The 25,367-nt window shown below is 72.1% G+C and carries 21 protein-coding genes and 1 pseudogene; 11 read left to right on the top strand and 11 right to left on the bottom strand.

Annotation, left to right across the window (positions count from 1 at the left end):
* Positions 1-100: 100 nt before the first annotated feature.
* From OU416_RS25935 to OU416_RS25945, 3 genes are all read left to right on the top strand, one after another.
* Positions 101-1,429, top strand: a complete 1,329-nt coding sequence (locus OU416_RS25935) for an MFS transporter (RefSeq protein ID WP_270929624.1) — start codon at positions 101-103, stop codon at positions 1,427-1,429.
* Between the two features lie 69 nt (positions 1,430-1,498).
* On the top strand, positions 1,499-2,239 hold the full coding sequence (locus OU416_RS25940) for an IclR family transcriptional regulator (RefSeq protein WP_270929625.1): 741 nt from the start codon (positions 1,499-1,501) through the stop codon (positions 2,237-2,239).
* Positions 2,240-2,393: 154 nt separating this feature from the next.
* Positions 2,394-5,372 carry an ATP-binding protein gene (locus OU416_RS25945; RefSeq protein WP_270929626.1) on the top strand — a complete coding sequence of 993 codons (2,979 nt, stop codon included), beginning with the start codon at positions 2,394-2,396 and terminating at the stop codon, positions 5,370-5,372.
* Positions 5,373-5,416: 44 nt separating this feature from the next.
* Here OU416_RS25945 and OU416_RS25950 read toward each other — a convergent pair whose 3' ends face one another.
* Together OU416_RS25950 and OU416_RS25955 are read right to left on the bottom strand one after the other, a co-directional pair.
* Positions 5,417-6,250: a class I SAM-dependent methyltransferase gene (locus tag OU416_RS25950; RefSeq protein ID WP_270929627.1), complete on the bottom strand. Its 834-nt coding sequence runs from the start codon at positions 6,248-6,250 to the stop codon at positions 5,417-5,419.
* Positions 6,251-6,299: 49 nt separating this feature from the next.
* Positions 6,300-7,973 carry an NB-ARC domain-containing protein gene (locus OU416_RS25955; RefSeq protein WP_270929628.1) on the bottom strand — a complete coding sequence of 558 codons (1,674 nt, stop codon included), beginning with the start codon at positions 7,971-7,973 and terminating at the stop codon, positions 6,300-6,302.
* A gap of 70 nt (positions 7,974-8,043) precedes the next feature.
* Here OU416_RS25955 and OU416_RS25960 point away from each other — a divergent pair, with 70 nt between their 5' ends.
* Positions 8,044-9,495 carry a xylulokinase gene (locus OU416_RS25960; RefSeq protein WP_270929629.1) on the top strand — a complete coding sequence of 484 codons (1,452 nt, stop codon included), beginning with the start codon at positions 8,044-8,046 and terminating at the stop codon, positions 9,493-9,495.
* A gap of 24 nt (positions 9,496-9,519) precedes the next feature.
* Here the strand turns inward: OU416_RS25960 and OU416_RS25965 are convergent, their stop codons facing one another.
* Both OU416_RS25965 and OU416_RS25970 read right to left on the bottom strand, forming a co-directional pair.
* On the bottom strand, positions 9,520-10,185 hold the full coding sequence (locus OU416_RS25965; protein WP_270929630.1) for a peptidylprolyl isomerase: 666 nt from the start codon (positions 10,183-10,185) through the stop codon (positions 9,520-9,522).
* Between the two features lie 108 nt (positions 10,186-10,293).
* A complete protein-coding gene (locus tag OU416_RS25970) occupies positions 10,294-10,605 on the bottom strand; it encodes a hypothetical protein (protein ID WP_270929631.1) in 312 nt (103 codons plus the stop codon).
* A gap of 52 nt (positions 10,606-10,657) precedes the next feature.
* Here OU416_RS25970 and OU416_RS25975 point away from each other — a divergent pair, with 52 nt between their 5' ends.
* A complete protein-coding gene (locus tag OU416_RS25975; protein ID WP_270929632.1) occupies positions 10,658-12,049 on the top strand; it encodes a hypothetical protein in 1,392 nt (463 codons plus the stop codon).
* Between the two features lie 3 nt (positions 12,050-12,052).
* Here the strand turns inward: OU416_RS25975 and OU416_RS25980 are convergent, their stop codons facing one another.
* The 3 genes from OU416_RS25980 to OU416_RS25990 all read right to left on the bottom strand — a co-directional run bounded on the left by OU416_RS25980 (position 12,053) and on the right by OU416_RS25990 (position 15,334).
* Positions 12,053-13,969, bottom strand: coding sequence for an NB-ARC domain-containing protein (locus tag OU416_RS25980; protein ID WP_270929633.1), 1,917 nt, complete (start codon positions 13,967-13,969; stop codon positions 12,053-12,055).
* 75 nt (positions 13,970-14,044) lie between these two features.
* Entirely contained in the window at positions 14,045-15,064 is a 1,020-nt protein-coding gene (locus OU416_RS25985) for a nucleotide disphospho-sugar-binding domain-containing protein (protein WP_270929634.1), read from the bottom strand.
* A 60-nt stretch (positions 15,065-15,124) separates the two neighbouring features.
* Positions 15,125-15,334: a hypothetical protein gene (locus OU416_RS25990; protein ID WP_270929635.1), complete on the bottom strand. Its 210-nt coding sequence runs from the start codon at positions 15,332-15,334 to the stop codon at positions 15,125-15,127.
* A gap of 363 nt (positions 15,335-15,697) precedes the next feature.
* Here OU416_RS25990 and OU416_RS25995 point away from each other — a divergent pair, with 363 nt between their 5' ends.
* The 5 genes and pseudogenes from OU416_RS25995 to OU416_RS26015 all read left to right on the top strand — a co-directional run bounded on the left by OU416_RS25995 (position 15,698) and on the right by OU416_RS26015 (position 18,078).
* On the top strand, positions 15,698-15,826 hold the full coding sequence (locus OU416_RS25995) for a hypothetical protein (protein ID WP_270929636.1): 129 nt from the start codon (positions 15,698-15,700) through the stop codon (positions 15,824-15,826).
* Between the two features lie 46 nt (positions 15,827-15,872).
* Positions 15,873-16,772, top strand: a pseudogene (locus OU416_RS26000) (IS5 family transposase).
* A gap of 27 nt (positions 16,773-16,799) precedes the next feature.
* Complete coding sequence (locus OU416_RS26005) at positions 16,800-17,021, top strand: hypothetical protein (protein ID WP_270929637.1); 222 nt, start codon at positions 16,800-16,802, stop codon at positions 17,019-17,021.
* 143 nt (positions 17,022-17,164) lie between these two features.
* On the top strand, positions 17,165-17,476 hold the full coding sequence (locus tag OU416_RS40225; protein ID WP_333779658.1) for a hypothetical protein: 312 nt from the start codon (positions 17,165-17,167) through the stop codon (positions 17,474-17,476).
* Positions 17,473-18,078, top strand: a complete 606-nt coding sequence (locus tag OU416_RS26015) for a DsbA family oxidoreductase (RefSeq protein ID WP_270929638.1) — start codon at positions 17,473-17,475, stop codon at positions 18,076-18,078. Before OU416_RS40225 ends, OU416_RS26015 begins: the two co-directional genes overlap by 4 nt.
* Before the next feature lie 80 nt (positions 18,079-18,158).
* Here OU416_RS26015 and hrpB read toward each other — a convergent pair whose 3' ends face one another.
* The 3 genes from hrpB to OU416_RS26030 form a co-directional block, all read right to left on the bottom strand.
* Positions 18,159-20,567, bottom strand: a complete 2,409-nt coding sequence (hrpB, locus tag OU416_RS26020; RefSeq protein ID WP_270929639.1) for an ATP-dependent helicase HrpB — start codon at positions 20,565-20,567, stop codon at positions 18,159-18,161.
* Between the two features lie 128 nt (positions 20,568-20,695).
* A complete protein-coding gene (locus OU416_RS26025) occupies positions 20,696-22,315 on the bottom strand; it encodes an amidohydrolase (protein WP_270929640.1) in 1,620 nt (539 codons plus the stop codon).
* Positions 22,316-22,439: 124 nt separating this feature from the next.
* Positions 22,440-22,997: an FxsA family protein gene (locus OU416_RS26030; RefSeq protein WP_270929641.1), complete on the bottom strand. Its 558-nt coding sequence runs from the start codon at positions 22,995-22,997 to the stop codon at positions 22,440-22,442.
* 153 nt (positions 22,998-23,150) lie between these two features.
* On the opposite strand from OU416_RS26030, the gene OU416_RS26035 reads away from it, so the two are divergent.
* On the top strand, positions 23,151-24,194 hold the full coding sequence (locus OU416_RS26035; RefSeq protein ID WP_270929642.1) for a GDSL-type esterase/lipase family protein: 1,044 nt from the start codon (positions 23,151-23,153) through the stop codon (positions 24,192-24,194).
* 732 nt (positions 24,195-24,926) lie between these two features.
* On the opposite strand, the gene OU416_RS26040 is transcribed toward OU416_RS26035, so the two are convergent.
* Positions 24,927-25,367, bottom strand: coding sequence for an Lrp/AsnC family transcriptional regulator (locus OU416_RS26040; RefSeq protein ID WP_270929726.1), 441 nt, complete (start codon positions 25,365-25,367; stop codon positions 24,927-24,929).

Consider the following 25,367-nt stretch of genomic DNA (forward strand, 5'->3'; position numbering starts at 1 on the left):
CTTACGACACCGCGTTCCCATATATGAACGCTTCCCACCCGCTGCGGAGCGGGTTCCCCGCGCAGCCGCGCGACGATCTCCGGCGAAGAGGACTTGAGCGATGACGCTTGGCAGCGCTGCCCCGGCACCCCCAGATCCGGCCTCCCGCAAGGCGGTCGGTCCCGCCGTGGTGATCGGCTCGGCCCTGGAGTGGTTCGACTTCTACCTCTACGCGTCGATGGCCGCGCTGGTCTTCGGCCGCCTGTTCTTCCCGACCGGCGATCCGACCACCGCCACCCTGGGGGCGATGGCGACCTTCGCGGTCGGCTTCCTCGCCCGGCCCTTCGGCGGCATCGTCTTCGGGGTGCTCGGCGACAAGTTCGGCCGGAAGGTCGTCCTGTCGGTGACCTTCCTGCTGATGGGCATCTCCTCCGGGCTGATCGGCCTGCTGCCCACCTACGAATCGGTGGGCCTGTTCGCTCCGCTGCTGCTGGTCGTCCTGCGCCTGCTGCAGGGCCTGGGCGCCGGGGCCGAGCTCGGCAGCGCGATCGCGGTCGCCTACGAGCACGCCGACGCCAAGTCCCGCGGACGCCTCGGATCGCTGCCCGCGCTGGGCGTCAACATCGGGCTGTTCGCCTCCTCCCTCACCGTCACCGTGCTCACCAGCTTCGACGAGGAGTTCCTCTACAGCTGGGGCTGGCGCATCCCGTTCGTGGCCAGCTTCGCCCTGGTGGCGCTGGGCTTCTGGGTCCGCAGGCAGATGCCGGAGACACCGGAGTTCGAGCGCGAGGCCAGCACCCGCAAGAAGTCCCAGCCGCTGCGGTCGCTGATCCGCTCGGACTGGCGCGGGCTGGCCGTGGTGCTGGCGATCACCGTCGGCTACAACGGCGTCAGCTACGTGTTCAAGACCTTCTCGCTGTCCTACCTCACCGAGTTCCGCGACGTGGCCGCCAACGTCGGCTCGTTCGGCATCACGCTGGCCAGCGCCTGCGCCATCATCACGGTGCCGATCGCAGGCAGGCTCTGCGACCGGGTCGGCGCCAAGACCGTGGTGATGGTGGGCGCGGTGGCCACCGCAGCACTGGCCTTCCCGTTCTTCTGGATGCTGGACTCCGGGCAGAACCTGCTGATCTGGGCCGCGCTGGTGCTGGCCACCGGCATCGTGGTGCCCGCGATGCTCAGCGCGCAGGGCGCCTTCCTCTCCCAGCAGTTCCCGACCCGCACCCGGGCGTCCGGGCTGGGCACCGGCCGCGAGGTCGGCGGCGCGTTCTCCGGCGGGCTGGCCCCGCTGGCCGCGCTCGCCCTGGTCTCCGCCACTCCCGGCCACAGCACCTGGGCCGTGTCGCTGATGTTCGTCGCCGGAGCCGCGTTCATCGGCGTGGCCGCGATGTTCGACCAGGCGAAGCGGCTGGAATCCCGCGCCGAACAGCAGGTCGCCGAGCGGACCTGACCGGATTCGGGCGCGGCGGCGGCGGTAGGTTCGTCGGCGAAACCGTGGGCATCGACGATGGGGAGCGCAGTGCCACCTGCAGGAGCAGCCAAGGCGCACCGCACGGTCTCGCGGGTCACCACGATCCTCGAGCTGGCGGCGGCGCACCGGTCCGGAGTGCGGCTGGCCGAGCTGGCCGCCGCGCTCGACGCCCCGCGCTCGTCGGTGCACGGCCTGGTCAAGGGCCTGGTCGTCACCGGCTACCTGCGCGAGGAGGGCGGCGCCTACCGGATCGGGCCGGCGATCAACTCGCTGCTGGCCGCCGCGCCGCCGAGCGTCGCCGAAGCCGCCCGCCCGGCGATGGAGCAGCTGCACCGCCAGTTCGACGAAACCGTCATGCTGGCCGCCCTGGTCGGGGACTCGGTCGTCTACACCGACACCATCGAGTCCACCGAGCCGATCCGCTACTCGGCCCCGCTGCGCACCCGCCGCCCGCTGCACCCGACCAGCTCTGGCAAGTGCATCCTGGCCTTCGGCACCGAGCGGTTCCGCGAGGGCTACCTGGCCGGTCACCTGTCCGATCCGGACCAGCGCGACCAGATCCGCCGTCAGCTCGAAGAGGTCGCCGAGGCGGGCGTGGCGATCAACCGCGGCGAAACCCTGCCGGACCGCAGCGGTGTCGGTGCGCCGATCTTCGAGAGGGGCAAGGTGGCGGCGGCGATCGCGGTGGCGGGCCCGAGCAGCCGCCTGGCGGACAAGATCACCGAGATCGCCGAAGCGACGAAGGCCGCCGCCCACGAGGTCTCCGAGCACCTCGCCGGCCGCGTCTGACGCGCGAAACCGCTTGCCCGCCACCGTTTCCGCAGGTGGCGGCCCGTGAGTACTTCGGGGTGCTGTAGCCCCGCAAAACGCTCACGGCTACTGAACTGCGGAAACGGAGCCGATGTAGGTTGGCCGAACGGGTTCCATCTCGGCGGAGGGCTAGATGGCGGACGCTCCGGCTCGGTTGCGCGTGGGGTTGCTCGGGCCGCTGGAGGTCGTCGCGGGCGGGGTTGCCGTTCGGGTCGCCGGGAAGCGGTTGCGCGCCGTCGTGAGCAGGCTCGCGCTGGACGCCGGGCGGCAGGTTCCGGTGTCCGCGCTGGTGGCGGCGCTGTGGCCCGACCAGGAGCTGGACGATCCGCAGCACGCGCTGCACTCGCTCATGACCCGGTTGCGGCGGGCGCTCCCGGAGAAGTCGGTGCTGCGGTCGGCCGATTCCGGGTACTGGCTGGACGTCGAGCCGGACGACGTGGACGTGCTGCGCTTCGAACGGCTGGCGGCGGAAGGCCGCCGCGCGCTCGGCCGGGATCAGCCGTCGGTGGCCGCGGAGTTGTTGCGCGAGGCGCTGGAGCTGTGGCGGGGCGAAGCGCTGACCGACGCGGGAGACGCGCCGTACGCCGTCGCCGCCGCGATCCGCCTGACCGAGCTGCGGTTGTCCGCGACCGAGGACCGGGCCGCCGCCGAGCTCCGGCTGAACCGGGATCCCGCCGCGCTCGCGGCAGAACTCGCGGAGCTGACCGCGCAACACCCGCTGCGCGAGCGGGCCGGTGCGCTGCTGATGCGCGCGATGCACGCGGACGGCCGGAGCGCTGCCGCGTTGCGCCACTTCGAATCCGTTCGCCGGACGGTGATCGAGGAGCTGGGCACCGAACCCGGCCCGGAACTGACCGCGGCGCATCTGGCGGTGCTGCGCGGCGAACCTGCCAAGCGCCGCAGCAACAACCTCCGGGCCGCGGTGACCAGCTTCGTCGGGCGGGAGCGGGAATGCGCGCAGATCCGCGAGCAGCTGGCCGGGGCGCGGCTCGTGACGCTGGTCGGCGCGGGCGGTTCGGGCAAGACGCGGCTGGCGTCGGCGATCGCGGAGCGGGCCGAAACCGATACCTGGCTGGTGGAGCTCGCACCGGTCACCGATCCGGCCGCGGTGCCGCTGGCCATCGTCGAGGCGCTCGGCCTGCGCGGAACCCGGCCCGCGATGGAGCGGCTCGTCGAGGGGCTCGCCTCGACCGAGGCGCTGCTGGTGCTCGACAACTGCGAGCACCTGGTGGCGGCGGTGGCCGCGTGCGCCACCGAGCTGCTCGGCCGCTGCCCGCGCCTGCGGGTGCTGACCACCAGCCGCGAAGCGCTCGGCGTCGACGGCGAAAGGCTGTTCGCCGTCCAGCCGCTCGCCCTGCCCACCTCCGGCGCCGTGGACTGCCCGTCGGTGCAGCTGTTCACCGACCGGGCCAGGGCCGCCCGCCGCGATTTCGCGGTCACCGCCGGCAATTCAGCCGCCGTCGCCGAGATCTGCCGCCGGCTGGACGGGCTGCCGCTGGCCATCGAGCTGGCCGCCGCCCGGCTGCGCTCGCTGACGGTCGAGCAGCTCGCCGCCCGGCTGGACGACCGCTTCCGGCTGCTGACCGGCGGCAGCCGCACCGCGCTCCCCCGCCACCGCACCTTGCGCGCGGTGGTGGACGCGAGCTGGGAGCTGCTCACCGCCGGAGAAGCTCGCTGCGCGCAGCGGCTCGCGGTCTTCAGCGGCGGTTTCACGCTGGAGGCCGCCGAGGCGGTGTGCGGGGTGGAGCCGCTGACCGCGCTGGTCGAGAAGTCCTTGGTGCAGCAGGCCGGCGAGCGCTACCGGATGCTGGAGACGATCCGCGAGTACTGCCTCGAACAGCTCGCCGCGTCCGGTGAATCGACTGCCGCCCGGATCGCGCACGCCCGCTACCTGTGCGAGTTCGCCGAGTCCCAGGAACCGTCGAGCCGCGACGAGCGGCAACCCGCCTGGCTGCGCCTGCTCGGCGCGGAGCACGCGAACCTGCTGGACGCGCTGCGGTTCGCCGTCGACGAGGACCGGGACCTGGCAGTCCGGCTGGCCGCCCAACTAGGTCCGCTGTGGACTTACCGGGGCATGTACGCCGATGCTGCCGAGCGGTTGCGCTTCGCGGTCGGCAGCCCGTCCTGCGCGGTCTGGTACCTGCTCAACGCCGTGCTCTCCGGCGGCACCGACCGCGCCCGGTTCGACCCGACCGCGCTCCAGCGCGCACCGGAGCACCCGGTCGGTGCGCTGCTGGACGCCGCGCTGGCGCTGGCCACCGACGGCCCGGAAGCCGTGGAGCCGCTGGCTCACCAGGACGGGTGGACGCGGGCGATGGCGCACCTGATCCGCGCCTTCCGCCACGCCAACAACGGCGGGCTGGCCGCGATGCGCCCCGCCCTGGTGAGCGCGGCGGAGGCGTTCCGCCGCTGCGGGGAGCTCTGGGCCCGGTCCACCGCGCTGTCCTCGCTGGGCTACGCGGAGCTGGCGCTCGGCGATCTCGACCGCGCCGAGGCCGCGCTGGTGGAGTCGATCCGGCTGCGGCAGGAGCTCGATCCCGCGCAACCCGCTGTGCTGGAAGGAGTGTGGCTGGCCCAGGTCCTGCACCGGAGAGGAGCGGTGGCCGAGGCGCGAGCACGGCTGCACGAGCTGCTCGGAGGCCCTCCGGCGGTGCACGCCCGGCTGGCGCTCGGCGATCTGGCGCGCCACGACGGGGATTTCGCGGCAGCGGCGGACTTCTACCGGTCGATCGGCCGCCCGAAGCACGAACCGTTCCGCGCCATGCTCGACTGCGCGCTCGGCAACCTGTCCGTGTCGACAGGCGATCTGCTGGCAGCGCGCGCCCAGCTCGCCGAAGCCTTCACCACGGCTTCGGCGACGCTGGACATGCCGCTGGTGGCAACCGTCGCCGTTGCGGTGGCCCGCCTGCGCCACCACGAGGGCGCGAACGCCGCGGAGGTCCTCGGCGCCGCCGAAGCCCTCCGCGGCGCTCCGGACCCCACCGACCCCGACACGCGATCCCTGCGCGCGGCGCTGACCGACCGCGCCGCCTACGACCGCGGCCGCGCGCTCGGCAGGGCCGAGGCTCTCGCTGTGGTAGAAGCGAATGTCTCGGTTTTCCCTGTGCCGTGAGCGTTTTGGGGCGTCATAGCACCCCAAAGCACTCACGGACCACCTCAGGGCCGCCAGACCGCCGAGACCACCCAGCCCGGCACGCTGCCCCGGACCCCGCCCGGCCCCGCCAACGGGCGCAACGCGGCCGCAACGGCCTCCCGCGCCTTGCCGACCGCGCCGTCATCGACGTCGCGCAGCCAGAACCGGATCGGGCCCATGCCGAAGATGAGGTCCACCGCGTCGTCGACATCGCTGCCGAGCACGTAGTCCGAGGCGGTCTCCCGCAGCACCACGTCGTGGAAACCGGCCCCCACCAGCACTTCTCGGATCCGGTCGCCGTCGGTGAAGTTGACCGGACCTGGCGCGGTGTCCTCGGCCGGGTCCGGCAGCGGGACGTGCGCGCCCATCGCGGCCCAGACCACGTCCAGGACGTTCTCGCCATCGCGCCCGCAGCCGAAGACCAACCGGCCGCCGGGCTTCAGCGCGCCGCCGATGTTGCCGAACGCGGCGACCGGATCGGCGAAGTACATGATCCCGCCCCGGCTCAAGGCCACGTCGAAGTGCGCGGCGGGCAAGGCGTGCACCTGCGCATCGCCCTGCTCGAAGGTCACGTTCTCCAGCCCTTCACCGGCCGCCGCGGCCCGGGCGCGCTCCAGCATCGGCGCCGACAGGTCCACGCCCAGCACGTGGGACGCCCGTCGCGCAGCGGTCCGGGTCGTCTTCCCGGTGCCGCAGCCGATGTCGAGCACCCGGTGCGAGCGCTCGATCGCGGCCACCTCGAACAGGAGCCCGGTGCTGTCGTCGAGCATCCGGTCGTAGCGGTCCCGGTTGTCCGCCCAGTGCTGCCCCTCGTAGCCGTTCCACGCTTCTGCCTGGTGTTCGTTCACGATCTCCATGCCGCGCAGGCTGCCGACCCGCGCACACAGCACGCACACACCTCGCGCACTACCGGCGGAGCATCGCCAGCGTCGCCCCCGTCGAGGCCACGGCAAGGACCGCTTGGGCCACTGCGAACACCGTCCAGGCCGCGAACGCCACATCAGTCGCCCAGTAGCCGCCGCCGAGGTAGGTGAACTGGGCGCCGAGCAGCAGGGAACTCAGGATGAGCAGCACTTCGGGGCCGGAGTAGGCCACGACGACCGCACCGGCGAGGTCGCGCTCCTCCTGGTCGCCCACCTCGGTCAGCGCCACCACAGCGCACAGGCCACCGATGGACACCACCGGTAGCAGCGCGCCCAGCGCGCCGAGCCCGGCGATGACGGTCGTGCTGCCGTACTCCAGCGGAAGTCCGGCGAACAGCAGCACGAACTGCACCGCCACCGCGCCCAGCACGACGTAGGCCAGCGGCCGCCTGGCCGGCGGCACGAGCCGCCTCCGGCGGAACACGCGGCGCAGCGGTGCCAGGCGGGATGCCACCGCAGCGGTGAAGGCGATGACCGCGAAGAAGTGCAACCAGGCCCAGACCGTCGCCTCGCCGTGCAGCGAGGTCAGCGCGTCGACCAGGAAGAACACGGTGGTGCCGACGACCAGGCCCGCACCGGTCGCCCCGCGCCCGCCATCGCGCTCCAACCACACCAGACCGGTCACGAGCAGGGCGAACCGGATCAGCAGGAACCCCAGCCCGAAGAAGCTCGACGCGGCGATCACCCCGGTGTAGGTGATCAAGGTGGTGGCCGAGGCAGCAGCGGCCGCGGCGTACAGGGCGTTCCGGTTGCGCAGCCAGCCGAGTCCGGCGACGCGGTCCTTCCAGTCCGGCGGCGTCGCCGACCGCTGTGCGGACCAGTCGAGCACCGACGCCATCCGCTCGGACCAGCTCCCGACGCCCGGCGGCGCGAGGACTTCCCGGAGTTCGCGTGCCAGCTCGGCGAGCGGCGTGCCACCGGCGTGCGCGGCGACGATGCTCAACGCCTGCGGCGATCCCGCGCACAGCGCGACGAGCTCGGCCACCGCTCGCGGTTCGCCGGTCAGCCGCTCTTCGCCGAGGGCCCGTGCGAGCAGTTCGCGGGACTCCGCTGCGCCGAGCGCGTCCAGCGGGAGCGAACGAGCGCCTCCGGCGATCAGGCCGGTCAACTGGTTCCGGCTGGTGACCACGACGAACGCGGTGCTGCCTCCGGGCAGCAGCGGGCGGACCTGCGCCAGATCGCGCACGTCGTCGAGCACCACCAGCACCCGCTTCTTGGCCAGCAGCGTGCGATAGCGCCCGGCCACGTCAGCGGGAATCCGCGTTTCTCCCATCGCTTCCAGGAAGCTCCGCAGCACCTCGGTCGGGTTCACCGGCCAGTCCCCGGCATCCGAACCGCGCAGGTTCACGTACAGCTGCCCGTCCGGGAACTGCTGCGCGACCTGGTTCGCCCAGTGCACGGCCAGCGCCGTCTTGCCGACGCCCGGTGCTCCGGAGATCACCGCCACCCGCGCGGAGTCGCCCACCATCGCGTGCAGCGCCGCGAGTTCGTCGGCCTGACCGGCGAAAGTGGCGATGTCCGGCGGCAGTTGCCCCGGCGCCAACCGCTCCCCGGTCGACGTGGTGAAGTGGATGCCGCCGTGGACCGCGCCGACCTGCGCGACCGGACCGTTGACCGTCCCGCTCTGCTCGTTGCGGGCCCCGGACTCCTCGACCATGCCACCCCCATCACTTTCGCACGATCGTAGCGCCGGAAGATCGCCCAGCGGGCGTGGTAGATGTTTGTGCATGGCACGACCAGCACTGATGTTGGGCATCGATGTGGGCACCACCGCCGTGAAGGTGGCCGCCTTCGAACTGGACGGCACCCTCGTCGCGGCGCACACCGCGGCGTACCCGATCCACCGCCCGCGGCCGGGCTGGGCCGAGCAGGACCCGATGGACTGGTGGCGGGGCTGCGCGGAGGGCATCCGGACCGTCCTCGCCGGACTGGGCGCGGCCGCGGTCCGCTCGATCGGCGTGGTCAGCCAGGTCAACACCCACGTCTTCACCGACGACCGGCTGCGCCCGCTGGCCCCGGCGATCATCTGGCAGGACCAGCGCTGCGCCGAAGTCGCCCGCGAGCTCGACGACCGGCTGACCCCGGCGGACAAGACCCGCATCTGGGGCGGCCCGATCGTGCTGGACGCCTCCTTCGTCGGTTCCCGCGCGGAGTGGTTCGCCCGCACCGAACCCGAGCTGTGGGCGCGGACGCGGTGGGTGCTGAGCCCCAAGGACTTCGTGATCGCCAAGCTCACCGGGCGGATCGCCACCGACCAGCTCTCCGCGGTCCGCGTCGCAGGCCCGACCGGCTACCTCCGAGAGGCGGTCGAGCTGGTCGACGGCCTGCTGGGGAAGCTGCCGGAGATCGCCGCCCCCGAACTCGTGCTGGGGCCCGCGACCGAGCTCGGCGCCGAGGTCGTCGTGGGCACGATGGACGCCTACAGCGCGGTGTTCGGCACCCGCACCACCGAGTCGGGGCGCGGCATGGTCTCGTGCGGAACGTCGCTGGTCGTGGCGGGCGCGTCCGCCGAGTCGGTGCCGGTCGCGGAAGTCGTGAGCTTCCCGCCGAAGGACGGGCTGTTCGTGCACGCCGGGCCGACGCAGGCGGCCGGTGACGCACTGCGCTGGTGGTGCGGCGCTTCCGGGCTCGGCGTCGAGGAGGTGCTGGCGTCGGCGGAAGCGGGTGAGCCGGGTGTGATCTTCACGCCGCACCTGATGGGCGAGCGCGCACCGCTGTGGGATTCCGAGGTGCGCGGGAGCTTCTTCGGCCTCGATTCGGCGACCACGCGGGCAGATCTGTCCCGGGCGGTCCTGCAGGGCGTGGCCATGTCGGCGCGGCACGTGCTGGAGCCGGTGGAGCGCGCGTGCGGATTCCCGTTGCCGTCCTTGGCCTTCTCCGGCGGCGGCGCGCGCAGCGATCTGTGGACCCAGATCCACGCCGACGTCCTGCAGCGCCCGGTCGAGCGCCTGCGCGTGCACGACAGCGCAGTCCTCGGCGCAGCGCTGCTGGGAGCCGTGGGCACCGGCACCTACCCGGACATCGCCACCGCGGCGGCGGCAACGGTCGCGGTGGACCGCGTGTTCACCCCCGCTGCCGACGCCGACCGCCTGAACCCGCTGTTCGAGGCCTACCGCGAGTCGCACGAAGCCCTGCGCGGCATCCACCGGCACCTCACCGCGTGGCGCAGCACGCCATGAACGCGTGCTGCGCCGCTGCGGGCGTCAGCCGCGGATCTTGACGTTCTCGATCTCCACCGGCAGGGCCGGTTCGCCGTCGCCGGGGTCGCCGTTCTCGCCCGGGACGATGCCGCCCGCGACGATCTCGTCCAGGACGTCCATCCCGCGCAGGACGCGGCCCAGCACGGTGTAGGCGGGCTTGATGTTGGCGTGCGAGTGGACGATGAAGAACTGGCTGCCGTTGGTGCCCGGCCCCTGGTTGCCCATCGCGATGGTGCCGCGCGGGTAGGTCTCGGCGCCGGTCACCTCGTCGGCGAACCGGTAGCCGGGGCCGCCCTTCTCCACCGACCAGATGTCCCCGCACTGCAGCACGCCGAGCCGCTCGGAATCCGTCAGCCGCCAGCAGCGGGACCGGTCGTAGAAGTCGCTGCGCGCCAGGTGCACGAGGTTGTGCACCGCGCACGGCGCGTTCGCGCGGTCCAGCTCGACCACGACGTCCCCGCGGTTGGTCTCGATCTCGGCCCGCACCGTGCCCCTGGCCTTCGCCTTCGGCTCGGGCGGATCGACCTCGCGGGCCGCCGGGTTGTCCGGGGTCGGGATGAACTCGCACGTCGTGCGGTGCGGCGGGCGCGGCGACTCGGCCTGCGCGACGGAGACGGGGGTGGCGGCCAGCACGACCGCGAAGATTCCAGCGAACCAGCGCAACTTCATGCGACGAACTTAATCACCCGCCCGGACCCGCCACACCGGCGAACGGACGAGTCAGCGCGACGGCGGCCGGACTGAGGCGCTTCCACCCGGTCCCGGTTCCGGGGTGGGTTACGGTCGACGGCTGTGAGCAGGGGTTCGCACGCGGAAGTGCCAGTCGGCATCAAGGCCGGGCAGTGGAGCACCGTCGCGCCGGAGCGCACGGTGCTGGTGGTGGCGCACAACGTCACCACCATCACGCGGCTGCTCGACGTGCTGCCGGTGTTCGACAGCGATCTCCGGGTGCAGGTCGTGGTGAGCTGGAGCGGATCCGACCCGTTCCAGCACGGCGTGGCCGAACTCCTCGAGCGCACCGGCGTCATCACCATCCCGTGGGAGCAGGCCAAGCAGCTGCACTTCGACCTCGTCGTCGCGGCCAGCCACCACGGATCGCTCACCGACCTGAGCGGGCCGATCGTTGTTCTGTCACACGGGATTGGATACACTAAGTACTCGCCCGGAAACCGGAAACCGGAAACCGGAAACCGGAAACCGGAAACCGGAAACCGGAAACCGGAAACCGGAAACCGGAAACCGGAAACCGGAAACCGGAAACCGGCAGACCTTCGGCCTTTCGCCGCAGTGGGTCCTCTACGACGGCCGCCCGTTCGCCAGTGCGCTGGGCCTGTCGCACGTCGACCAGCTCAACGCGCTCGCCGCATCCGCACCGGAAGCCCTGCCGGTCGCGCGGGTCGTCGGAGATCCTTGCTACGACCGGATTCTCGCGAGCCTGACGCAGCGGGAGCGCTACCGGCGGGCGCTCGGCACCGGTGACCGCACGCTGGTCGTGGTCTCGTCGACCTGGGGGCCGGGGTCGTTGCTCGGTTCGTGGCCGGACCTCGTGCGGCGGCTGCTGGCGGAACTGCCGATCGATTCCCACCAGGTCGCGCTCGCCCTGCACCCGAACACCTGGCACGGCCACGGACCCTGGCAGATCCGCTGCTGGCTGGCCGACTGCCGCCGCTCCGGCCTGACCCTGCTGCCCGAGATCGACGGCTGGCGCAGCGGTCTGATCGCCGCGGACCTGCTGATCGGCGACCACGGATCGGTCACCGGCTACGGCGCCGCCATCGGCGTGCCGACCGCGCTGGCCGCGTTCCCGGACGACGACGTCGCGCCGGACACCCCCATCTCAGCGCTCGGCAGCACCGCACCTCGCTTGAACCCGGCGAAACCGCTGCTCGACCAGCTGGACGAGGCGATCGCCCTGCCCGCGCAGGCGGATGCCGTCGCCGAACGCGTCACCTCGGCCCCCGGTGACGCGCTGAACCGCCTGCGATCCGTGTGCTACGACGTGCTCGGCCTGCCCGAGCCGGCCGGCGAACCGCCGCTGCTCCCGCTGCCCGTCGCCGCGGTTCCCGCAGAGGACCGCCCGCCCGCCTCCGTGGCGTTCCGAGCGGCGCACACCACCGATGCGCGGACGAAGGTCGTCCACCTCAGCCGCCGCCCCGCCGAGCTGGCCACCGCACCGGATCGGCACGACGACCTGCACGTGTCCTGCCCGCACGACTACCCGCTCCGGACGATCAGGGCGAGTGCGGCCGTCCTCACCTGCCAGCGGGCGGAACTGCCCGCGGATGCCGCGACGTGGATCCGGGACACCTTCGAACGCCACCCGGCGTGCCGGACGGTGGCCGTCCTCGACGAGCACTCCTGCCTCGTCCGGACCCGCACCGGGGCACAGCTCTTGGCGCGAACCGCGAAGCTGCCGCCGGACGTCCTCGCATCAGCGGTCCACGCCTGGGCGGCGGAGCCGGGCACCGTCCCGCAGGAGATCTCGATCGACCTGGACGGCACCCGGCACCGGGCGACGATCACACCGTCCTGAGGTTCACAGCTCCTGGGCGATGCGCCGCCAGTGCTCCGCTCCTTCAGGGCTGTCCTGAGCATCGGCGAGCGCAGCCGCGGCTTCCGCTGCCTTGTCGGCCATGCCTCGCGCCCGGAACTCCTCGTACGCCGACGTCAGGCCCTCGACCGCTGCACCACGACGCTGGAGCCCGAGCAGAGCGCGACCGAGGTCGAGCTCGACGCGCGCCAGGTTCGGCTGTTCGCCGTGCTCGGCGAAGTAGCCGCGAGCCTCGGCCAGATCGCTCGCCGCCCGCTCGAACTCACCGAGGGCGCAGCGGTTCCGGCCGAAGTGCATGCGCAGCAGCGCCGTCGCGCGAGCCCGCTGCTCGACGTCCATCAGCGGAACGGCTTCGAGCGCGCGTTCCAGGTCCGCGAGGGCGGCCCGGCGATCACCACGCGACTCGTGCGCGAGTCCTCGCCACGTGTAGGAGCTTTCGATCCCGGGCTCGTACCCGGTGCGGATCGACAGCTCCACCTGCTCGTCGGCCTCGGCGTGATCGCCGCAGCGCTCGTGGAGTCCGGCGAGATCGCGGTGCAGCTGCCACTTCTCGCCCGCGGACACCTCGTGCTGGAGCGCGCCGCAGTAGGCATCGATCAGCTCGTTGCAGCGATGCGTCTGGTAGCCGAAGAACCACAGCGCCAGCGGGAAGACGCGGGACAGCTCGTCCTGCGGTCCGGCGGCGCCCGCGCGCATCGCCGCGATCAGGTTCGGCCACTCCAGCTCGATCTCCGCCCACGCCCGGCGGCCCGCGTCGAGGCCGCTGTACGCCGGTTCGACCGCGTCGTAGCACGCCTCGGCGCCCAGCGGCTTCGGCCGTCCTGAGATCACCTGGTCCAGCGCCACCTGCCTGCGCCAGTACCACGTGCGCGCGGTCTCCACCGTCGATGCGATCTCGACCGGAGACAAGGTCGTGCGCGCCTTGTCCTTCGCGTGTTCGCGGATCAGCGAGTGGAACCGGAAGCGGTCACCGTTGAGCTGGATCACGTGCCGCCGGGCCAGCTCGCGGAGCAGCCGGCCCGCTTCCGCCTCCGCCAGGTCGAGGACCGCGGCCGCCACACCGATGCCGAAATCGGCACCCGGCAGCAGCGACAGCCGCGCGTACGCGAGCTTCTGGGCCTCGTTGAACTCCTGGTAGTCCAGCTCGAAGATCTTCAGCACCGGCCGCTCGCCGTCGCGCTCCAGCACCTCGTGCGGCTTCGCACGCCGGAGATCGGCCACGTAGTCGTGGGCCGGTTCGCCGTCGCCGAGCCGGAAACCGGCGATCGACAGCGCCAGCGGCAGGCCATCGCACACCTCGTGGATCGCGCTGAGCACCTCGGGCGAGAGCTCGCCCAGCTCGTCCCCGGCGAGCCGCTCGATCAGCTCCTTCGCGTGGTCGGCGCCGAATCCGGTCAGCTTCACCCTGGTGAAGCCGTACTGGCCCAGGCTGGGCAGCGACCGCCTCGACGTGACCAGGACGGCGGCGCTCGCGGAGTTGAACAGCAGCGGCTCGACCTGGTCCGCGCGCGCCACGTCGTCCAAGAACACCAGCGCCTTGCGCTCGACGAGAGCCGAGCGCAGCTTGGCGAACCGGTCCCCCGCCCGCGCCGGGATCTCCGCACCGCTGAGCCCGAGCTGGGCCAGCAGCGAACCGGCCACCGACTCGGCCGTCTCGACGCTGTCCGGTTCGGAGCCGTTCACCTCGTGGAACAGGTGCGGGCCGGGGTAGAGATCGGCCAGTTCGGCGCAGGTCTTCAAGGCGAAGGTGGTCTTGCCGATGCCCTGCGGGCCGGTGATCAGCGTCAGCAGCGGCCCGCCGGACCTCGCCCGGGCCAGCACGCCCCGGAGTTCGTCCGCGCGGTCGACGAAAACCGTCGGCGGGACGGGCAGCGACCTGCTCACCGGGGGCTGTGCGCTCACGCTCGGCGTCCTCTCGTCGCATCGGTCCACTGATCACGACCCTATCTGTTCCGACTGCACGGCGTGAGCGGATCGCTACTGGCCAACAGCGCCGAGAAGCGCCCCGACGGCCTGCCCGACTCCGTCCCGCTGCCGCAACCGCGCCTGCATCTCGCCCAGCGCAGCTCTCGTGCGGCCGTCCTCGGCCAGGGCCTCGACCTGGCGGCGCACCGAACCGGAGAGCCGGTCGCCGAGGCCGAGCTGGACGAGGCACTGCGCGGTCGCCCGCTGCTCGGCGTTGCGCGGTGCCAGCAGCATCGGCACCGCCTCGGCGAGCGCCTCCTGCACCGAGTTCATCCCGCCGTGGGTGAGGAAGACGGCGGCCTCGGCGAGCAGTTCGCGCTGCGGCACCCACCGGTGGGCCACGACGTTGTGCGGCAGCGGGCCGAGTTCGGCGGGATCGACGTGCCCGGTCGCCATCACGACGGTCCAGCCGGTGCCGGTGAACTCCTCGACCACGCCGCGGAAGAACTTCGCCGTCCTGGCGAACACGGTGCCGGGCGAAACCAGCAGCAGCGGCCCGGATGTCCGCCGGCCGGTTCCGCCGCGCGGGCCCAGCAACGGGCCGACGAACCGGTACCGGGGCCCGTACCTGGGCCGTTCCGGTTGCAACTCGGGCAGGCTGTTCACCAGCACCGTGCCGCGCAGGCGCGGGGAACGGGCGTGCGTCGTGCTGAGCCAGGCGACCGGAATGCCCAGTTGCTCGGCGACTCTCGCCGTCGCGGGCACCGCCGGGTCCACGATCACCAGGTCCGGCCGGTCGGCCTCGAACTCACCGCGGCAGCGCCGGGCCACCGCGCGCAGCGCGCGCTTGCGCTGCCACCGCACCTCGGCCAGCCTGGCGAGCTGCCGCGGCCCCCAGCTCGGCGGCGACCACACCTCGGCATCGCGGTCGAGAGGCACGTGCTCGGCCCCGGCACCGGTGATGCGCGGGGCGAATCGCGGGCCGGCGAGCATCCGCACCCGGGCACCGGTGGCGGCGAGTTCCGCGGCGACCGGGAGCATCGGGTTGACGTGCCCGAACGCCGAGTACGGCACGAAAGCGAATCCGGACATCCCACCTCTCCGCGAGCCCGAACGTGCTTTCTACCCCGCCGGGCCCGGGAAGTGCCAGCCTCAGGCGGCGGTGGTCTCCGCGGGCGGCAGGTTGCGGGCCTGCCAGAGGGCTTCCGCCGGGGGCTGGTTCCAGCGGGCGAGACCGAGGGATGCGTAGGTCTCGTCGAGGTTCCGGTAGATCTCGTCCAGGAAGGTGGCCGCCATCGCGCAGGTCAGCGACGGCTCGGCCGCGGACGGTTCCACCGCGTCGGCCTGCGATCGCGCTGCCATCTCCCCACCACCTCTTCGGAACAACCGGTGCGCGAGGCCGACCGGCCTCGCCCGATTCGCACCGTAACCGCGAACAGCTCCCCACGTCAACAACCAAGTGACTTGGAAATAGCTGCGATATCGCCCCAATTAAGTGTCATTACCTGCTAAAACAGTGCATAAGTGAACTCGTGATAGCCAACATGTTCAGCTGACGACATCCCGCGGGAAGCCGCGCCGCACCCCACGGCCACGAGACCGCGACGTTCCGCTTGTCCGGACCCACAAGCCACGCACCGAACTTCGTCGTTCAGCACAAACTCACCGCGCAGCCACCCGCCGTACCGTTCTCCGCAACGAACGCGTCCGGCCCGAAGGAGACCCGTGCCGCTCCAGACCGCGCAACGCACCACCGCGCCGCACGACCGCGCCCAGCCCCGCCCGGAACCGAAAGTCCCGCAGCCGCCCGCAGAACCGCACGACGAAGACCACGTCATCCGCGGCTACGACTAGAGCGTGTCTGACAAAGGTTGAGGGCTCAGGCTGGGAGTCTTGACGGGTGTCGCGGTTCCAGACGCTTTCGGATGCTCAGTGGTCGCTGATCGAGGGGATGTTGCCTCGCCCTACGGGCCGGCCAGGTCGGAAGTTCTCTGACGCTCGGCTGATGGTCGAGGGCATCATCTACCGGTACCGGTGCGGGATCGCGTGGCGTGACCTGCCGGACGTGTTCGGCCCCTGGCCGACGGTATGGACGTGGCACCGCCGGATGGCTGCCGACGGCACGTGGGATCGGATTCTCGCGAACCTGACGGCTGCCGCGGACGCGGCTGGGTTGGTCGATTGGTCGCTGTCCGTGGACTCAACGATCGCCCGTGCCCACCAGCACGCGACGAACATAACCCGCCACACAGGGGGCTGGATCGAACTACAATAATCCACTCCTCGAGCGCCTGATCACGGCATTGGCCGATCTCGCGGCGGCCTATCGACGAAGATCCATCAACTCGTCGACGGCAACGGGTTGCCGCTGGTCACGTTGATCACTCCGGGGCAGGCGGGCGACTCGCCGATGTTCCTGCCGCTGATGGCGCAGCTGCGCGTTACTCGCGAAACAGGCCGGCCGCGAACTCGACCAGATGCGGTCCGCGGCGACAAGGCCTACTCGTCCCGTGCGATCCGCTCACACCTGCGATCACGCGGCATCAAGGCCGTGATCCCCGAGCCCGCCGACCAGAAGGGCCACCGCAAGCGCCGCGGATCACGCGGCGGCAGGCCCGTCGCACTCGATGCCGCCGACTATCGGAACCGCAACGTCATCGAACGCCGCTACTGCCACCTCAAGCAGTGGCGCGGACTTGCCACTCGCTACGACAAATACGCCATCGTGTACCGCTCCGCCGTCGTCCTCAACGCGGTCATCGCCTGGACGCGGGCGTTACTTGATGCTGTTGCCGGCTAGGACCATCACCGCCCTACCATTGGGATCATGGGCGATCTTGAAGCGCTTGACCGCGAGGAACTCGTGCAAATCGTGCGGCGACTCCAAGAAGCGGAGGGAAGTGAGCGGGAGCAGGAGCGACTGCTCGAAGTGCTGCAGGCAAACGTCCCGGACCCGCATGTGTCCGACCTGATCTACTGGCCCATGTCTACGCTCGCGCCCGAAGAGATCGTTGACCGCGCCTTGGCCTACAAACCCTTCACGCTCTAACGCACGCCAGTAACTGAGTCGCCATCCTCACGCATTGTCAGACACGACCTAGTCGCCACCCCGAGAGCCACGACGCCCATTTCGCACGAAATCGCCCGCCTTGCCCCTGGTCTCCGTAGGCATGCAGGAGACAAAGGCATCGGGTGAGGGTGGGGTACTGGTACTTCTTCCACCGCGATCGCATCGTGGTCGGCCACTACCCGTTTGGTCTACTTACGTACGTCGTCTCGCCGCTGACGCTGCCGCTGCCACTGCCGCTGAAGATGTGGCTGTTCCCGTGGCTGAGCTACCTGACCATCGCCCTGATGCTCGTGGTGATCGCGGCGATGGCGGTCCTGCCCGGGACTCGCTCCCAGTTCTGGCTGAGCCTGGTGACCCTGGCGGTGGTGCTCACCGGCTACGAGTCCCGCCGTCGCGGAACAACGAACCCGACCGGAGGTGTTGACCGACCATGACGTCCACGTTCGCAGTCACCTGGGACTACCGGTGCCCGTTCGCCCGCAACGCGCACGAGCACCTGCTCACCGGTCTGGCCGCAGGAGCCGACTGGCAGGTCCGCTACCTGCCGTTCTCGCTCGGCCAGGCGCACGTCGAAGAAGGCCCGAGCGTGTGGGACGAACCCGGTCAGGACAGCGGCATCATCGCGCTGCAGGCGGGTGTCGTGGTCCGCGACGAGTACCCGCAGCAGTTCCCGGCGGTGCACCGCGCGCTGTTCGCGGCCCGCCACGACGATGGCCTGCACCTGGAAGACCGGTCCGTGGTGGCCGGCGTCCTCGCCGACCACGACGTCCCCGCCGACGCGGTGTTCGAACGCATCGACAGCGGTGCGGCGCTGGCGCAGGTCCGAGCGGAGCACGAGCAGTTCGCGTCCTCCCACGACGTCTGGGGCGTGCCGACCTTCATCGCCGCCGACCAGGCCGTCTTCGTCCGCCTCATGACCCGAGCCCCGGAAGGCTCCGACGCCCAGGCGTCGATCAGAGCGGTCGAGAAGGTCCTGGACCTGCTGACCGGCTGGCCCGACCTCAACGAGTACAAGCACACCACCATCCCCCGCTGACTCACCTGAGCCCCAGGTGGAACCGCAGCCGGTCCGGCTCGGCTGATCAGCCTGCCCGAGTCCCGCTGGGCACGCGGTTTTCAGCGCTTGGTGCGGCGGGTGGGGGTGGCCGTGGTGGGGTCTTCGGGCCAGGGGTGCTTGGGGTAGCGGCCCCGGAGCTCGGCGCGGACCTGGTGGTAGCCGTTGGCCCAGAAGGACTTCAGGTCCGAGGTGACCGCCGCCGGGCGTCCCGCCGGGGACAGCAGGTGCAGGACCAGCGGGATGCGGCCGTCGGCGATGTGCGGGGCTTCGGACCAGCCGAAGACCTCCTGCAGCTTCACCGGGAGGGCGGGCCGGTCGGTGTAGTCGACCTTGATCCGGGAGCCGGAGGGCACCTCGACGCGGTCCGGGGCCAGCTCGTCCAGGCGGCCGGCCACCGACCAGGGGATCAGCCTGCGCAGCGCGGTGCCCGCCGGGATCCGCAGGTCCGCGCGGCGGCGGGCGTTGCTCAGCTCCGGCTCCAGCCAGTTGTCCACTGAGGACAGCAGGGATTCGTCGTCGGTGGCGGGCCAGGGATCGCCGAGGGCGTCGTGCAGGAAGCCGAGGCGCTGCCGGAGCCGCCGGGCGTCGTCGCTCCAGTTCAGCAGCTCCAGGCCTTCCGCGCGCAAGCCCTCCAGCAGCGCGCGGCGGACCTCGGCGGGGTCGGGATCGCCGATCTTGCGCCGGCTCAACGTGATCGCGCCGATCCGCTCGACGCGGAACGCGCGCACGTCGCCGTCCGCCCAGCCGATCTCGTCGGTGGTGCCGACCAGCGCGGGGGCGGCCGCGCGGGCCAGCTGCTCGTCCGCGGGCGCAGCCAGCCGGACGGTGCCGTGAGCGCTGCCGGGCGTGCGGTCGGCGACTGCGATGGCCAGCCACTCCGATCCGCGCACGCTCGAACCGCTCGGCAACTGCACAGCGGTTCCGGAGGCCATCAAGTACACGTTCGACCCGGCGTCGCGTCGCCGGGCCAGGCGTTCCGGCTGCGCGAGCGCGACGACCAGCGCGGCGTCGTCGTTCCCGCGGTGCGCGGGCACCATCGACCGGAGCCTGCGGACCTCCTTGCGCCACCGGTCGCTGCCCGGTCCGCCGCGCCGCAGCCCGGCCAGCGCGGTGGTCACGTCGAGGTCGTTGGTCAGCGCGTCGTTGTCCAGCAGCGCGACCACTTCCGCCGCGATGTCGGTGCCTGCCCGCTCGGACCCGTCGAGCAGCGCGCGGGCCAGCCGCGGGTGCAGACCGAGCTCGGCCATCCGGCGGCCCCGATCGGTCACCGCACCGGAGGCGTCCAGCGCACCGAGCCCGCGCAGGACCTCCCGGCCGGCGGCGAGCGCACCGGTCGGCGGCTCGTCCCACCACTCCAGCGCCGAACCGTCCGGGGTGCCCCAGCAGGCCAGCTCCAGCGCCAGGCGGGTCAGCTCCGCGGTGCGGACCTCCGGCTCCGGGTAGGCGGGGAGCGTGCTGTGCTCGTGCTCCGGCCAGCAGCGGTAGACCACGCCCGGCCCCTGCCTCCCGGCACGACCGGCGCGCTGATCGGCGACCGCCGCCGAGACCCGCACCGTGGCCAGCCCGGACAGCCCGCGCCGGTTGTCCACGCGCGACACCCGGGCCAGGCCGGAGTCGACCACCGCCCGCACTCCCGGCACCGTCAGGCTCGACTCCGCGACCGCCGTCGCCAGCACGACCCGGCGCCGCTTTCCCGCCCGCAGCGCGCAATCCTGCTCCGACCGGGGCAATCTCCCGTGCAGCGGCAGGACGTCCACATCGGACCCGGACAGATTCCCGGCCACCCGGCGGATCTCGGCGGCACCGGGCAGGAAGGCCAGCACGTCGCCGTCCTGCTCCGCGAACGCCGTGCGCACGGCCCGCGCGACGCAGGCCTCGATCCGCTCGCCCCGGTGGGGCGGCACGTGCGCGGTGCGCACCGGGTGCGTGCGGACGTGCGCTTCGAGCACCGGGGCGTCGCCGAGCAGTTCGGCGACCCGGCCGGCGGCGACCGTCGCCGACGTCGCCAGCAGCCGGAGGTCGGGGCGCAGTCCGGCGCGCGCGTCGAGCAGCAGCGCCAGCAGCAGGTCGGCGTCCAGGTGGCGCTCGTGGCACTCGTCGAGCATCACCACGTCGACACCGGGCAGCTCGGGATCGCCCTGCAACCGCCGCACCAGCAGGCCCGAGGTCACCACCTCGACCGCGGTGCGCCCGCTCCGGCGGCGCTCACCGCGCACCGAGTAGCCGACGCGCTGCCCCACTTCCTCGCCGAGCAGCCCCGCCATGCGCTCCGCCGCAGCACGCGCCGCCAGCCGGCGCGGTTCGGCGACCACGACCCGCAAGCCCTGCTCGGCCAGCGCGAGCGGGACCAGCGTGGTCTTCCCGGTGCCGGGCGGCGCCACCAGGACCGCGGTCCCGTGCTCGGCCAGCGCTCCGGTGACGTCGTCGAGCACCGCCCGCACCGGCAGATCGGGAAGTTCCCGCTCCATCACAACCTGCCTCCGAAGTCCTCCTGCCCAGCCCGGGCAGCCGGTGTCAATTTCGTACGAAATTGACGTTCACCCGGGTGACGGTCAATTTCGTACGAAATTGACGCCGGGCCCCGGGACGGCGGCGGTCAGACGAGTTCGTCGTCCTCCGGGGAGCGGGTGTAGATCGTCTCGCCGCGCAGGACGGTGCGCAGGCAGCGCGGCATCGGTGCCTGCGGTGAGAGGTCCGGCAGCGGGGGGACCCCGGAGCGCGGGTCGGTCGACCAGCGCTGCACCCGCGAGTCCGTTGCCGCCACGACGAGCTCACCGGTGTCCCACACCGCGTAGGTCGCGGGCGCACCCGGCACGAGCGTTCCGGTCACGCCGTCGTCGACGCCCGCCGCTCGCCAGCCGCCGCGGGTGTGCGCCGTGAACGCCGCGCGCGGCGAGATGCCGAAACCGCTGGTGCGGTGGTGCACCGCGGCCTGCACCGCTCGCCACGGGTCCACCGGCGTCACCGGGGCGTCCGAGCCGAGCGCGAGCAGCGCGCCGTTGGCCGCCAGCTTGGAGAACGGGTTGAGCTGCGTGCCGCGCGGCACACCGAGGCGGCGCGCGTACATCGCGCCGGAGCCGCCCCACGCCGCGTCGAACGCAGGCTGCACCGACGCCACCACGCCGTAGCGGCCCAGCTCGGCGGCCTGCTGCTCGTCGACCATCTCCAGGTGCTCCAGCCGGTGGCGCAGGCTCGCCAGCGCCGGGACGCCGACCACCTCCGCCGCCTTGCGGAAGCCCGCGCAGACCTCGGCCACCCCGGCATCGCCGATCACGTGGAACCCGGCCTGCACACCGGCCCGGGTGCAGGCCACGAGGTGCTCGGCCACCGCGTTCGCGTCGAGGTAGAGCACCCCGGAGGTGCTCGGGTCGTCGGTGTAGGGCTCGCGCAGCGCGGCGGTGCGGGAACCGACCGCACCGTCGACGAAGAGGTCACCGGCCAGGCCGCGCGCCCCGAGCTCCGCCGCGCGCTCCACCGCGCCGAGCTCACCCCAGTAGCCGACGACCTCGGGAACTCCGCCCTGCGCCGAGAGCGCCAGCAGGTCGACCAGGTCCTCAGCGCCGGAGATGTCCGGCCCGGCGCACTCGTGCACGCAGGCCACGCCCTGCGACGCGGCGTGCTGCAGGAACGCCAGCTGGGCTTCCTTGCGCTGCCCGGAGCCGAGGCAATCGCGCGCGGCGCGGCGCACGTGGTGGTGCGCCACGCGCGTCAGCGGGCCGGAGTCGCTCCAGCCCTCGGCGCTGCGTGCCAGCGGCGTGCGGTCCACCAGCGCGGTGGACACCAGCGCGGAGTGCACGTCTATGCGGGAGAGGTACACCGGCGCACCGGCGGCGGCGCGGTCGATCTCCTCGCGGGTGGGCGGGCGGCGCTCCGGCCACCAGGTCTCGTCCCAGCCGTGGCCCCACACCAGCGCACCCGGGTACTCGGCCACGTGGTCGCGCAGCGCGTGCAGGAACTCCGTCAGCGAAGCGCAGCCGGTCAGGTCGAGCCCGTTGAGCAGCAGGCCGGTGGACGTCGCGTGCACGTGCGCGTCGACGAACGCCGGTGCGACGAACGCGCCCTCCAGGTCCACGACCTCGGCGTCGGGGTGCAGCGCGCGGCCGACCTCGTCGGAGCCGAGCCAGGAGATGGTGCCATCGGTCACGGCCATCGCCGTGGCGGCGGCGTCGACGGGCGAGTGGATTCGTCCGCCGAGCAGCAACGTGGTCTCGGACATGTCCTTCGTGCTTCCCCGTCTCGGGTTTCCGCTGCGATGGTGACCGGCGCGCGGCGCCGGCGGATGGGCTGGTTCGGGCGAGCTTACCCGCCACCGCGCGGACCCCGACGGACCGTCGACCAGATCAGCCGCGCGGCTGCTCGTCCGAGCGTTCTGCCTGCGCAGACCGCTGCGGGGGCAGCAATCGCGGCCCGTCGTCCGGGGCGCGCTCGTCGTCCTCGGTGACCGAGACCACCTCGCCGTCGATCACGTCGCTGCCCGGCGCCGCGGCACCGCGCTCCCGGCGCACCCGCTGGGTGTGCAGCCACACCTGGTCCTGCATCTCCTTCGACCGCCGCTCGGCGGCGCGCACCATCCGCTTGCGCAGCACCGCGCGGATCGGCGGGAACAGCAGCAGGAAGCCCGCGACGTCGCTGAGCAGGCCGGGCAGGATGATCAGCAGGCCCGCGGCGGCGATGAGCACGCCGTCGGAGATCTCCCGGTCCGGCGAGCGCCGCAGCCGCGCGGCCTCCCGGAACTCCGCCATCGTGCGGCGCCCCTCGCGGCGCAGCAGCCAGGTGCCCAGCACCGCCCCGGCCACCAGCAGACCGAGGGTGGGCAGCACCCCGATCGCCTGGCCGAGCACGACCAGCACGGCGATCTCGGCCACCACGGAGAGCAGGAGCACAACGAAGATCGGCACGGCGGGAGCCCTCCTGTCGACTGCAGTCACCGGGTACAACGAACCAGACCCGACAAATGCTCCCGCACCGGGCGGAGGTGATGGAGGTCCTCCCCCGCGGGCCCCATAGAATTCGTCCCGATGCGGGCGCACAGAACGAAAACACTCCTCTTCGTGGCCGTCAGCGGTGTGCTGGCGCTCGCGCTGCTGATCAGCGACCAGTACTTGCCGGGACTGCCGCTGCAGCCCAAGCAGTTACCGGCCGCGGTGGTCACCATGGGCGACAGCACGCTGTCCGGCGAGGGCGGCGGGGACTACGCGGTGGGGACCAACGGCGAGCGCGGGAACTGGTGCCACCGCTCGGCCGCCGCACCGGTCCACCAGCTCCAGCTGCCGCCCGATGTGACCCGCATCAACCTGGCCTGCTCCGGTGCGCGCGCGGAGGTCGTCGGCGCCGACCCGGATCCCGGCCACCCGGAGGGCTCGCAGTCGGCCCAGCTCGCCGAGCTGGCCAAGCGCTACCGCGTCACCGACGTCGTGGTGCAGGTCGGCGCGAACGACGTGGGCTTCACCGACACGGTCAACCAGTGCGTGGAGGCCTGGGTGCGCCGCGCCGAGGAGGGCTGCGCCGGACCGCTGAGCACCAGCTGGCCGCAGCAGGTCGAGGAGACCAAGCCCAAGGTCCGCAGGGCGCTGGAGGACGTCCGCGCCGCCATGGACAGCGCCGGGTACACCCCGAGCAGCTACTCGCTGGTGGTGCAGTCCTACGCCTCCCCGGTCGGCCCCGGCGTCCGCCCCGAGCTGCAGAACCTGTCCGGTTGCCCGTTCCTGACCGGCGACCTGCAGTGGATCCGCGACACCGGCGTGCCCCAGCTGGCGAACGGGCTGCACGAGGTCGCCCAGCAGGTCGGCGCCCGCTTCCTGGACTACTCCCGGGCGGGCTCGGGCCGCGAGGCCTGCACCGGCGAACCGAGGACGGGCGAGGGCGAGTGGTTCACCCGCCTCTCGGTGGACTGGGCGAGCCTCCAGGACGAATCCCGAGCGGCGCACGCGATGCAGGAGTCCTACCACGCGAACGCCGCAGGCCACCGCCAACTGGGCCGCTGCCTGAGCGAATTCCTCGCCACGACGGACGAAGCGGCGGTCTGCCTCCCCGACGACCGGGGCAACCTCCACCTGGCCACCGACACCGCATCGGCACTTCCGTCGAACCCCTGACCCGACGCCACCGGGTTCCCGCGCCGGTGCACGACGTCAGTCGCCTTGACCGGCATGACGATTGGGCTCTTGTGACGTGTCCGTGGGTGCGATGGGCTTTCGTCTTCGGCGGTGGACTCCGGTCGCTTTTCGGGCGGAGCGTGCGATGGGGTGGTGGTTTCGGCCCGGCGATCGGTGCCTCGGTGCCCTCGGGGGGGATCTGGGGGCGGTGGCCGGCTTGTGGAGCGGGCGCGTTTTCCCATGAAATCGGCATCGTTGGCGAGGCGAGCTGCGGTTGGCACCGCAGCCAATTTCAAGAGAAAACTCTGACGTCGCCACCACAAGCCCAGTCACGCGACCGCTTCGGCCCGCGCCCGGTGCGATGCGCACGCTCCGGACCACGCCCACGGCCGTCCCGGTGGTGCCGAGCTTCGACGATTTCGCTTGAAATCGGCGGCCTCGCCACCGCAGGCTCCGTCGACAACGCGGCCAATTTCAGGCGAAATCGCTACCCCCACAAGCCGACCACCTACCGCTTCGAACCCAAACCCAGCCCCGCACCCAACCGGCCCCGTCACCACCCCAACCCCACCCCGCTATCACCGCCGATCGCTCAGTCCGCACCCACGGGCACGTCACAAGAGCCCGAAATCGCCGCCGCCGCAACCCCAACGCATCCCGCAGGACTTCGCCGGTTCCGCGCGAAAGAGGCTCCCGATCTTCAGATCAGGAGCCTCTTTCGCGCGTTCGGCGTCAGATCGCCGGGGGGCGGTTCTCGAACGGGGTGGACAGGACCACCGTCGTGCGGGTCGAGACCTTCGCCGCTTCGCGGATCTGGCGGAGGAGTTCCTCCAGGCCCAGCGGGGAGGTCACTCGCACCTGGAGGATGTAGGACTCGTCGCCCGCCACCGAGTAGCACGACTCGATCTGCGGCAGGTGCTCCAGGCGCTGCGGGTAGTCGTCCGGGGCCGCCGGGTCGATCGGCGTCAGCGAGATGAACGCGGTCAGCGGCAACCCGATCTGGTCACCGTCCACTTTGGCCGTGTAGCCCTGCAGGGCACCGCGCTGCTCCAGCCGCCGGACCCGCTGGTGCACCGCCGAAACGCTCAGCCCGACGCGTTCGGCCAGATCGGTGAAGCTGCACCGGCCGTCGCGGGCCAGCTCGCGCAGGATGGCGCGGTCGGTGGCCTCCAG

The sequence above is a fragment of the Saccharopolyspora indica genome (genome assembly GCF_027853965.1).
Taxonomy (GTDB): Bacteria; Actinomycetota; Actinomycetes; order Mycobacteriales; family Pseudonocardiaceae; genus Saccharopolyspora; species Saccharopolyspora indica.